10 protein-coding genes are annotated in these 11,069 nt (G+C 63.7%); 8 read left to right on the top strand and 2 right to left on the bottom strand.

Translation table 11 applies throughout. The features are described 5' to 3' along the window. Positions 1-99: 99 nt before the first annotated feature. On the top strand, positions 100-693 hold the full coding sequence (locus AC1DJT_RS09810; protein WP_441504318.1) for a LysE family translocator: 594 nt from the start codon (positions 100-102) through the stop codon (positions 691-693). A 39-nt stretch (positions 694-732) separates the two neighbouring features. On the opposite strand, the gene AC1DJT_RS09805 is transcribed toward AC1DJT_RS09810, so the two are convergent. Then, the gene (locus tag AC1DJT_RS09805) at positions 733-1,191 is read right to left on the bottom strand and encodes a winged helix-turn-helix transcriptional regulator (RefSeq protein ID WP_476833973.1); all 459 of its coding nucleotides are present in this window, start codon (positions 1,189-1,191) and stop codon (positions 733-735) included. Here AC1DJT_RS09805 and AC1DJT_RS09800 point away from each other — a divergent pair. Together AC1DJT_RS09800 and AC1DJT_RS09795 are read left to right on the top strand one after the other, a co-directional pair. Continuing rightward, entirely contained in the window at positions 1,160-2,437 is a 1,278-nt protein-coding gene (locus tag AC1DJT_RS09800; RefSeq protein ID WP_476833972.1) for an MFS transporter, read from the top strand. The two genes, AC1DJT_RS09805 and AC1DJT_RS09800, sit on opposite strands and share 32 nt — an antisense overlap. A 119-nt stretch (positions 2,438-2,556) precedes the next feature. Beyond that, entirely contained in the window at positions 2,557-3,231 is a 675-nt protein-coding gene (locus AC1DJT_RS09795; RefSeq protein ID WP_441504321.1) for a Crp/Fnr family transcriptional regulator, read from the top strand. Between the two features lie 27 nt (positions 3,232-3,258). Here AC1DJT_RS09795 and AC1DJT_RS09790 read toward each other — a convergent pair whose 3' ends face one another. Further along, the gene (locus AC1DJT_RS09790) at positions 3,259-3,999 is read right to left on the bottom strand and encodes a bestrophin-like domain (RefSeq protein WP_441504322.1); all 741 of its coding nucleotides are present in this window, start codon (positions 3,997-3,999) and stop codon (positions 3,259-3,261) included. Positions 4,000-4,380: 381 nt separating this feature from the next. On the opposite strand from AC1DJT_RS09790, the gene AC1DJT_RS09785 reads away from it, so the two are divergent. The 5 genes from AC1DJT_RS09785 to AC1DJT_RS09765 all read left to right on the top strand — a co-directional run bounded on the left by AC1DJT_RS09785 (position 4,381) and on the right by AC1DJT_RS09765 (position 10,929). After that, positions 4,381-6,318 carry an AMP-dependent synthetase/ligase gene (locus AC1DJT_RS09785; protein ID WP_476833984.1) on the top strand — a complete coding sequence of 646 codons (1,938 nt, stop codon included), beginning with the start codon at positions 4,381-4,383 and terminating at the stop codon, positions 6,316-6,318. Beyond that, entirely contained in the window at positions 6,315-7,133 is an 819-nt protein-coding gene (locus AC1DJT_RS09780) for an ABC transporter ATP-binding protein (protein ID WP_441504323.1), read from the top strand. Before AC1DJT_RS09785 ends, AC1DJT_RS09780 begins: the two co-directional genes overlap by 4 nt. 339 nt (positions 7,134-7,472) lie before the next feature. After that, positions 7,473-8,387, top strand: a complete 915-nt coding sequence (locus AC1DJT_RS09775) for a branched-chain amino acid ABC transporter permease (RefSeq protein WP_441488332.1) — start codon at positions 7,473-7,475, stop codon at positions 8,385-8,387. Positions 8,388-8,399: 12 nt separating this feature from the next. Next, positions 8,400-9,479, top strand: a complete 1,080-nt coding sequence (locus AC1DJT_RS09770) for a branched-chain amino acid ABC transporter permease (RefSeq protein ID WP_441504324.1) — start codon at positions 8,400-8,402, stop codon at positions 9,477-9,479. Between the two features lie 118 nt (positions 9,480-9,597). Further along, positions 9,598-10,929, top strand: coding sequence for an ABC transporter substrate-binding protein (locus AC1DJT_RS09765; protein ID WP_441487891.1), 1,332 nt, complete (start codon positions 9,598-9,600; stop codon positions 10,927-10,929). The last annotated feature ends 140 nt before the right edge of the window (positions 10,930-11,069 follow it).

Raw genomic sequence — 11,069 nt, 5'->3', positions numbered from 1 at the left:
GGATGACCTCCGCCGTCCGGTTTGGTCCGCACGATCGTTCAAGACATTCAGCCGCCCGGGCCTGACAACATGCTGCTCATCCACCAGTGGAGGCGCAGCATGGAGGGGTTGTTCGGTTTCGTCCTTGCCGGGCTCGCACTCGCGGGCAGTCCCGGACCTGCCACTTTGAGCCTGGCTGCAACCGGTGCTGCCTTCGGGGCCCGCGAGGGGCTCGTCTATGCTGCCGGCATCACCAGCGGCATGGCCGCGGTCATCGCGATCACCGCCAGCGGCATGGTCGGGGTGCTGATGGCGCTGCCTGGCGTAGCGCCGGTGGTGACGGTCGCTGCGGCCGGGTATTTTCTCTATCTGGCCTATCGCATCGCCACTGCACCACCCTTGAGCGAGGCGAGCGAACGCGGTGAGCGACCGTCCTTCGCAGCAGGTGCCCTGCTGTCGCTCGTCAACCCGAAGGGCTATGCGGCGATGGCTGCGCTGTTCTCCGGTTTCGTCCTGTTGCGCGAGCGGGTTGCCGCCGATGCGCTGGCGAAGGCGGCGGTGCTGATGGTGATCATCGCCGCGGTCAATCTGCTCTGGCTCGCCACGGGAGCGGCGCTGACCCGCTGTTTTCGTCGGCCGCGGCTGAATCGGGCCATCAATATCGTCTTCGCGGTCCTGCTGATTGCGTCGGTCGCATTTGCGCTGGTGCGTTGAGGCTCGCCCATAGGTAAATGCGGCCGGTCGACTGCAGGTTTAGGCCCCGCCATGGGGCCGTGTGGACGGTGGTGCGGCCAAGCGCACGGTCGTGTTGAGCGGGCCAAGGACCCGCCCGTCGGCGGAATGCAGTTCGAGGCGCCCGACGGGCTGCCCGGTTTCGTTGTCGATGAGTGCGGAATGGGGCTCGCCCGGCTCGTAGCACTGGTCCTCCCCCCATTGCCGCAATCCAGCAACGACGACGAACAGGCCGCGGCCCTTCTGCGTCAGCACATATTCCTGATAAGCGCTGCCATCCGAAGCGGGCGCGATCTCAAGAATGCCGAGTTCGACAAGATTGCGCAGCCGTGCGGCGAGGATGCCCTTGGCGACGCCGAGGCTCTTTTGGAATTCACCGAAGCGCCGCACGTCGCTGAACGCATCGCGAATGATCCTATTATAGAACCATGTTGCACGGGATAACCTAATGAAGCCTMTGAATTCAGYCACCCCCGCCATATCCCGGGTCGAGCCTCCCAGCGGCCGCAATGCCCCGGGACAGGAAGACGGAGCCAGCGCGCGCCAGGGCCTCTCCCACGCGGTAACGCTGCTCTTCGCCGTCGCCTGCGGCCTCAGCGTGGCAAATATTTATTATGCCCAGCCGCTGCTCGATGTGATGGCGCGCGATCTCGCGATCAGTCCGGCCGCGATCGGCGGCGTGGTGACGGTGACGCAAATTGGCTACGCGCTCGGGCTGGTCTTCATCGTGCCGCTTGGCGATCTGCTCGATCGTCGGCGGTTGATCGGCACGCAAGCGCTGCTCTCAGGCCTGGCACTGCTTGTCGTCGGCTTGGCCCCGAGCGCAGCCGTCCTGCTGGCGGGGATGGTGGCAGTTGGCCTGCTCGCAGTCGTCGTGCAGGTGCTCGTTGCCTTTGCGGCCAGCATGGCGGCAGACGAGGAGCGCGGGCGGACCGTGGGCAGGATCACGAGCGGGATCGTGATCGGCATTCTCCTGGCGCGGTTCGTTTCGGGAGTGCTCGCCGATATCGGGGGCTGGCGCCTGGTCTATCTGGCGTCGGCCGTGCTCTCCGTGCTGATGGCCTTCCTGCTGTTCCGGGTGCTGCCGAAGCATGAGCGCGCCGCGGCGAGGATCTCCTATCCGGAGCTGCTCGCGTCCGTCGTCGGCCTGTTCGTCAAGGAGCCGGTTCTGCGGGTACGAGCCGTGCTCGCCTTGTTGATCTTCGCCAGTTTCAGCGTGTTCTGGACGTCGCTGGTCCTGCCGCTCACCACCGCGCCTTTCTCCCTGTCCCATACCGAGATCGGGATGTTCGGTCTCGTCGGGCTGGCGGGGGCACTCGCCGCCGCCCGCGCCGGGACGCTCGCCGACCGTGGCTTTGGTCAGCGCGTCACCGGTCTTTCGCTGGGCCTGCTGGTGCTGTCCTGGATCCCGATCGCCTCGATGAGTGCATCGCTCTGGAACCTGATCATCGGCATTGTCCTGCTCGATCTCGCGATCCAGGCCGTGCATATCACGAACCAGACCATGATCTTCGCGGTGCGGTCCGATGCCCGAAGCCGGCTCGTCGGCGGCTATATGGTGTTCTATTCGATCGGCAGCGCGCTAGGCTCGATCGCCTCAACCATGGTCCATGACCGCGCAGGCTGGACTGGCGTCTGCGTGCTGGGAGCCTCGATCAGCCTGTTGGCGCTGCTGTTCTGGGCGGCGACCCGCCGGTACCAGCCCGCAGAGATCCGGGCCGAATGAACCGAAGAGCCCGTACCAAACCCCGCTTGGTGTGCCGGGCTTGAGTTGGCCGTCCATGACGCCGCATACTGGTTCGGCATTGCGGGCTCGTGCCCGTTCTAACGCGCGGTGAACATGCCTTGATCTCCCCCGAAGACCTGCGCCGCATCGCTGCCTGGTCCCGCGACCTGAAGCCGGAAGAGTTTGAGGAAGCGCGACGCGGGATCAGCCTGAAATCCTACGGGAAGGGCAACTACATCTGTCATGTCGGCGACCGGCTCGAATCCTGGACCGGTGTCGCCGAGGGGCTGGTGAAGATGAGCACCACCTCGAAGGAGGGCAAATCCGCGACGCTGGCGGGCCTGCGTGCCGGGGCCTGGTTCGGGGAAGGCACGGTGATCAAGGCTGAGCTGCGCCGCTATGATCTGGTGGCGCTACGCGACACCCAGCTCGCGCTGATGCGGCGCTCGACCTTCCTCTGGCTGTTCGAACACAGCGCGGCGTTCAATCGCTTCCTCGTCCATCAGTTCAATGAGCGGCTCGGCCAGTTCATCGCACTGGCGGAGACCGAGCGGATGCTGGACTCGACCGCCCGTCTCGCCCGCAATCTTGCCTGGCTGTTCAACCCGATCCTGTATCCCGGCCAGAGCCTGACACTCGCGATTTCGCAGGAAGAGCTCGGCCTGCTCGCCGGCATGTCGCGGCAGATGGCCAATCAGGGGCTTGCGAGGCTTGCAGACCTAGGTCTGCTCGAGGTCGGCCACGGCGCGGTGACTGTCCTCGATCTGGATCGGCTCGCGCGTTACGACGGCTAGGGAACGCAGACACTCCAGTGTGCCTGATCACTCTCGGCCGAGGCGTTCGAATGCCTGTTTCAAGGGAGCGTCCGAGATCCGGATGAAGCCGAGATAGGGATGGTCCATGTCGATGATCAGCACCAGCGCTCCGGTCACCGACAAGGCGCAGACGAACAAAGTCGCCATAACCGTTCCATTGCCCGGGGCCAACAGACCGAACGAGGCGAAGAGCAAGGCGAGCCAGAACACGAGGATGGCCAGGAATGCGCCGGGAAATCCTCCCACTTCCGTTTCGGCGCGCATCCATCGCGCCTCCGCAATCTGTCCGCTGAGTTGAAGGGCGCGCGCCTGGAGCCAGCGCTGGGAGTCGGTTTGTGGCGACAGGTTTCGCAGCGCCCCCTGGACCATTTCGATATCCAGACCGTCGTCGAGCGACCGTTCGCTGCCGGCATCGCTCAACCTGATCTCGAGAAGCTTGTGGAGCGTTTCCCGCGTTTCCCTCGTCTCCTGGCCGTACTGCGCCATGACGCGGTCGAGCAGGAGCACGCGCGCCGCCGTTGTTCTCAAGCCCGTCCCGGCCTCGTCGAATGATCGTTTCGCTGAGGCGATCAAGAGGCCAAGCGCGAGCGCCGAGAGCGTTCCAACGACTGCCGTTGCAAGCTTGATGGCGTCCCGGGACTCCGGACTCAGGTGATGTTCCGGCAGGCGTGCGCGCAAAAACATCCCGATCAAGGCCGCGCCGAACACGCACAGAAAGGCTATGCAGCCGATGACGTAAGGATCCATGGAGCGGCGCCTGGTTGGTGGCTGCCTTGCGGTGTCGTTTTTCAGAACATCGAAGAAGACAGCTCAGTCAATTCGCGCAACTCCTAGGGATAGGAGTGGCCGGCTGGATCTGGCAGGTCCCGAATTCAGGCTTGCCGAAGTCTCCAGAATGGCAAGGATTCACGCTCTCGCACACTTCGGCGGGACAATAGCGACCAAATAACAAGTTGTCTGTCAAGTGCCTCCTTGCGAAGATGTGTCGGGCCTGCAAGGCTTGCATGAACAAAGAGGTCGGAACCGGCCCGGAAAGAAGGCTGCTGCAATGTACGGCGGCCGGACAGGGAGAACGCAACCGTGGCAAGCGCAACCGCCGGCCAGGCGGATACCTTTCCGAAATTGCTGATGCGCAATGCGCGTGAGCGCGGCAGCCGCACGGCATACCGGCACAAGGATCTCGGCATCTGGCAATCCTGGAACTGGGCCGAGATGGCCGAGCAGGTTCGTGCCTATGCCAAGGGATTGCAGGAACTCGGTCTCAAGCGCGGCGAGAAGGTCGCGATCATCGGCTACAACCGGCCACGCCTCTACTGGTCGATGTGCGCGGCGCAGTGGCTCGGCGCCATTCCGGTGCCGGTCTATGCCGATTCCGTCGCTGACGAGATGGCCTATGTGCTCGACCATGCCGAGGCGGTCTTTGCCTGCGTCCAGGACCAGGAGCAGGTCGACAAGGTGCTCTCGATCGCCGACCGCCTGCCGCGCCTGAGGAACATGCTCTACGACGAGTCGCGTGGCCTGCGTGATTACGACCATGCCAAGCTGCACGACATTGGTCGCGTGATCGAGGCCGGGGCCAAGGCCCTGAAGGCGAATTCAGCAGCGTCGGCCGGGCTCGACCGCGAGATGGAGGCCGGGACCGGCTCGGACCTCGCTGTCATCCTCTACACCTCGGGTACCACCGGCCGCCCCAAGGGCGTGATGCTCAGCCATTACAATGTCATCACGGCGGCCGAGATCGGCTGCCAGTTCGACGGGCTGAACGAGGAAGACGAGGTCATCGCCTATCTGCCGATCGCCTGGGTMGGCGACCACGTCTTCTCCTATGCGCAGGCGATCGTCGCCGGCTTCTGCGTCAACTGCCCTGAAGGGCCGGAGACGGTGATCGATGATCGCCGCGAGGTCGGCACGACCTACGCTTTCGCGCCGCCGCGGGTCTTCGAGAACATGCTGACCATCACCATGGTGCGCATGGAGGATGCCGGGCCGTTGATGCGCAAGATGTTCCATTTCTTCCTCGGCGTGGCGAAGAAGCATGGTGAGAAGATCCTGAACGGCGAGCCGGTCCCGCYCGGAGCGCGGCTGCTCTACAAGCTCGGCGACGCGTTGATCTACGCTCCGCTGCGCAATCGTTTCGGCCTGACCAGCATCAAGGTCGGCTACACCGCCGGCGAGGCGATCGGCCCCGAGATCTTCCGCTTCTACCGGTCGATCGGCGTCAACCTGAAGCAGCTCTACGGCCAGACCGAGGCCGGGGTCTACATCACCATGCAGCCCAATGGCGAAATCCGGGCCGACACCGTCGGCCGCCCGGCGCCGCTGGTCGAGATCAAACTCGATGAGAATGGCGAGGTCCTCTACCGGTCGCCCTCCATCTTCGGCGGCTATTACAAGGATCCGGAGAAGACGGCAGAGACGATGACCGCGGATGGTTATGTCCGTTCCGGCGATGCCGGTTTCTTCGACGAGACCGGCCATCTCAAAATCATCGACCGGGCCAAGGATGTCGGGAAACTCAATTCCGGCGAGCTGTTCCCGCCGAAATACATCGAGAACAAGCTCAAGTTCTATCCGAACATCAAGGAGGCGGTCGCTTTCGGCCAAGGCCGCGACTACGCGACGGTTGCGCTCAATATCGACCTGACGGCCGTCGGCAACTGGGCCGAGCGCAACAATGTCGTCTATGCCTCCTATCAGGAACTGGCCGGCCACGATCTCGTCTACGGCATGATCGCCAAACATATCGGCGAGGTGAACAAGTCGCTGGCGTCCGAGCCGGCGATGGGCGGAGCCCAGGTCAAGCGCTTCCTGATCCTGCACAAGGAACTCGACGCCGACGATGGCGAGCTGACGCGGACCCAGAAGGTCCGGCGCGGCTTCATCGCCGAACGCTACGCGCCCCTGGTGAACGCGCTCTATGACGGCTCGAGTGAGGCCGACATCTCTACCGAAGTCACCTTCGAGGATGGCCGCAAGGGCGTGATTTCCGCAAGGGTCAAGGTGCGTGACGCCAAGACCTACCCGGCAACGGCGCCCGAGCGACCTGGCGCGGCGAGGGCAGCATGAATGCGGAACCCATGAACGTCACCGGCACGCCGATCCCCGCCAAGAAGGGCGAGATCCTGCTCTCGGTCGAGAATGTCTCGCTGCGCTTCGGCGGCGTGAAGGCGATCTCCGGCGTCTCCTTCGACATCCGCAAGGGCGAGGTGCGCGCCATCATCGGCCCCAACGGGGCCGGCAAGACCTCGATGCTGAATTGCATCAATGGTTTCTATCATCCGCAGGAAGGCCAGATCACCTACAAGGGCGTGCGCCGCGCCAGGATGAAGCCGCATCAGGCGGCTGCGGCCGGCATCGCGCGGACCTTCCAGAACGTCGCGCTGTTCAAGGGCATGTCGACGCTCGACAACATCATGACCGGGCGCACGCTGAAGATGCGGCGCGGCTTCTTCTGGCAGGCCTTGCGGCAGGGGCCGGCGATGGCCGAGGAGATCGAGCACCGCAAGGTGGTCGAGGACATCATCGACTTCCTGCAGATCGAGCACATCCGCAAGCTGCCGGTCGGCAAGCTGCCCTACGGGCTGCAGAAGCGTGTCGAGCTGGGCCGCGCGCTGGCGATGGAACCGGAACTCCTGCTGCTCGACGAGCCGATGGCCGGCATGAACCTCGAGGAGAAGGAGGACATGTGCCGCTTCATCCTCGACGTGAACAACCAGTTCGGCACGACGATCGCGCTGATCGAGCACGACATGGGTGTGGTCATGGACCTGTCCGACCGTGTCGTGGTGCTCGAATACGGCCGCAAGATCGCAGACGGCACGCCCGACGAGGTCAAGCAGGATCAGAAGGTGATCGATGCCTATCTCGGCGTGGCGCATTGAGGGAGGCATCAATGCTGCACGGATCCGATCTGCGGAGTTCGAGGGTATGCCGGCTGATGTCGGGATCATCGAAGCTTCCACTTGCGACCGCGAGCGTCGCCGTCCTGTGCGCGGGGCCTCTCGGCCTTACCCGGATCTGGAGACGGCCATGATGCGATCGCCAACCAAGGACATCCTGCCATGAGCGAAGTCGCTGCGCGGCCTGCGCCCAACCTGCTCAGCAATGGCTGGATCAAGACCGGCCTTATTCTTGTGGGCATCATCCTTGCCGCGATCGTCGGTGCACAGCTCGATTCCTCCGGCACGCTGCACAAGGTGTTGATCGACCCGTTCCAGCAAATGGTTTCGGCTCCGGACCTGCTGGTTCAGACGATATGGGAAGGGCTCGTTTCGGGCGTGCTCTATGCGCTGATCGCGCTCGGCTTCGTGCTGATCTTCAAGGCATCGGGCGTCTTCAATTTCGCCCAGGGCATCATGGTCGTCTTTGCGGCGCTGACGCTGGTCGGCCTGCATGAGAAGGGCGTACCGGCGTTCCTGGCCGTCATCCTGACGCTCGGCGTGATGTTCCTGCTCGCCTTCACCATCGAGCGGGTGGTGCTGCGTCCGCTGGTCAACCAGCCCGACATCATCCTGTTCATGGCGACTTTCGGCATCACCTATTTCCTGATCGGTTTTGGCGAGGCCGTCTTCGGCGGCAACCCGAAGCAGATGATCACGAGCGAACTCTATCTGCCGAAGGGGGCGATCGACGCGAAGATCCTCGGCGGCTTCGTCTCCTTCCAGAAGATCGATATCGCGGCCGCGATCATCGCCTCGATCATGATCGCTGCGCTGGCCGTGTTCTTCCAATACACCCGCATCGGCCGGGCGCTGCGCGCGGTCGCCGACAGCCACAAGGCGGCGCTCTCGGTCGGCATCTCGCTGAACCAGATCTGGGTCATCGTCTGGTTCACCGCCGGCATCGTCGCRCTGATCACCGGCATCATGTGGGGTGCGCGTTCGGACGTATCCTTCGCGCTCGAGATCGTCGCGCTGAAGGCGTTGCCGGTGCTGATCCTCGGCGGCTTCACCTCGATCCCGGGCGCGATTGTCGGCGGGCTGATCATCGGCATCGGCGAGAAGCTCGGCGAGTTCTACTGGGGCCCGCTGATCGGCGGCGGCATCGAGAGCTGGCTCGCCTATTTCATCGCGCTCGGCTTCCTGCTGTTCCGGCCGCAGGGCCTGTTCGGCGACAAGATCATCGAACGAATCTGAAGGGCTGAAACCGTGTTCTATCGCGAAGCCGGCCAATACAAGAGCACCTACGCCGCCGACATGGCCGTGTTCCCCCTCCGACAGGACCGGATCGGCATTGCGGTCATCCTCGCCATCGCCTTCATCGGCATCCCGTTGATCGGCAACGACTTCTTCATCGCGACGGTGATGATCCCGTTCCTGGTCTTCTCACTGGCTGCGATCGGGCTCAACATCCTCACGGGCTATACCGGGCTGATCTCGCTCGGCACGGCTGCCTTCATGGGTGTGGGCGCCTATGCCTGCTACAAGCTGACGACCCTCTTTCCAGGCGTGAACATCATCGTCCTGATCCTGGTCTCCGGCCTGTTCTCGGCCGCGATCGGCGTGCTGTTCGGGCTGCCCTCACTGCGCATCAAGGGCTTCTATCTCGCGGTCGCGACGCTTGCCGCGCAGTTCTTCCTGCAATGGGCCTTCGTGCGTGTGCCCTGGCTGTTCAACTACAATGCGTCTGGGGCCATCGAGGTGCCGCTGCGCAGCCTGTTCGGCGTCCCGGTCACGGGTGCGTCGGCCTCGGCGGAAACGCGCTACTTCGTCTGCCTCGGTCTTGTCGTCGTCCTGACCTGGTTTGCCTCTAACCTCGTGCACGGCAGACTCGGCCGCTCCTGGATGGCGGTGCGCGACATGGATATCGCGGCCGAACTGATGGGCATCAAGCTGCTGAACGCCAAGCTGCTCGCCTTCGCAGTGTCGTCCTTCTATGCCGGCGTCGCCGGCGCGATGATGATCTTCCTCTGGTATGGCGGCGGCGAAGCCGCGGACGTCTTCAACATCCGCCTGTCGTTCAACATTCTGTTCATGGTGATCATCGGGGGCCTGGGCTCGCTGATCGGCTCCTTCTTCGGCGCGGCTTTCATCGCGAGCCTGCCGACCATCCTCAAATTCGGCCTGCCGGCGCTCGGCGTGCCGCTCTCGGGCGCGGCGGCCGAGCATGTCACCTTCATGCTGGTCGGCGCCCTGATCATCATCTTCCTGATCGTCGAGCCGCATGGCCTGGCGCGGCTCTGGCAGATCACGAAGCAGAAGTTGCGGACGTGGCCCTTCCCCTATTGAGGCGCGTGCCTCGGCCGGGAGGGCCCAAGAATACGACCCGCCGCCATCGTCAAGCGGAGGGCAGGAGACAACGGGCAGGCCGCGAAAAGGTCGCCCGATGCAACCACGGAGGGAACAGATGAAGAAGACTGGTTTGATGAAGGGCGCGGCGCTCGGCGCGCTGCTCGCGGCGGGAGCGGTGATCGCTCCGGTGGCGGCGCAGGACAGCGTCTATTTCGCCAACAATGCCTATCGCACCGGACCGTTCTCGGGCTCCGGCATCCCGATCGGCGACGGCATGCGCGACTATATCGCGATGATCAACGAGCGCGACGGCGGCGTGAACGGCGTCAAGGTCATCTATGAGGAATGCGAGACCGGCTACGACACCAAGAAGTCGATCGAGTGCTACGAGCAGGCGAAGTCGAAGAACACGATCGTCTACAGCCCGTGGTCGACCGGCGCGACGCTGGCTGCGATCCCGCGTGCCCATATCGACAAGATCCCGATCCTGTCGATGGCCTATGGCCTGTCTGCTTCGGCCGAAGGCTCGACCTTCCCCTGGGTTTTCATCCCGCCCTTCACCTATTGGGATGGCGCCTCGGTCATGGTCAAGCACATGGCCAATGAGTTCGGCGGCATGGACAAGCTCAAGGGCAAGAAGCTCGGCCTGATCCATCTGGATGCGCCCTTCGGCAAGGAGCCGATCCCGGTTCTTGAGAACCTCGCCAAGAAATACGGCTTCGAGCTCAAGCTGTATCCGGTCGCTGCAGCCGACATGCAGAACCAGGGCTCGCTCTGGCTCTCGATCCGGCGTGACCGCCCGGACTACCTCTACAACCAGGGCTGGGGCGCGATGAACCCGACGGCCGTGAAGGAGGCCATCAAGAACGGCTTCCCGATCAACAAGCTGGTCGGCGTCTGGTGGGCCGGCGGCGACGATGATGCGCGGGCCGGCGGGGCCGAGGCAAAGGGCTACAAGTCGCTCAACTTCAATGCGGCGGGCACCAATTTCCCGGTCATCCAGGACATCATCAAACATGTCGTGGAGAAGGGTAAGAGCCTGGCGCCGAAGGAGAAGGTCGGCGAGAACCTCTATAACCGCGGCGTCTACAACTCGATGCTCGTGGTCGAGGCGATCCGCAACGCGCAGAAGCTCACCGGCAAGAAGGTGGTCAATGCCGAGGACATGCGCCGTGGTCTCGAGGGCCTCAACATCACCGAGGCCCGCCTGAAGGAAATCGGCATGGAGGGTTTCGGCACCCCGTCGACGATCTCCTGCAGCGACCATTCCGGCCATAGCAAGATGTATGTCGCCGAATGGGACGGCACCAAGTGGACCAAGGGTTCGGACTGGATCGAGCCGCTGAAGGACGAGGTGCGTCCGCTGATCGAGGCCGCCGCCAAGGACTATGCCGAGAAGAACGCCGGCTGGCCGAAGCGGACCGAGTCCTGCGAGAAGTCGTCCTGATGTGAGCTCAGCCTTCTCCCCTCCGGGGGAGGAGGCACCTGCGAAGCAGACGGACGAGTGCGGCAGCGCCTGACCTCGTCCGTCCTTCACTCATCCGATCCGGCTGTGCCGGATCACCTTCTCCCCACAAGGAGAGGGAA

It is taken from the genome of Allobosea sp. 05T422_2, from assembly GCF_056396265.1.
This window is presented reverse-complemented; position numbering and strand designations above follow the sequence as displayed.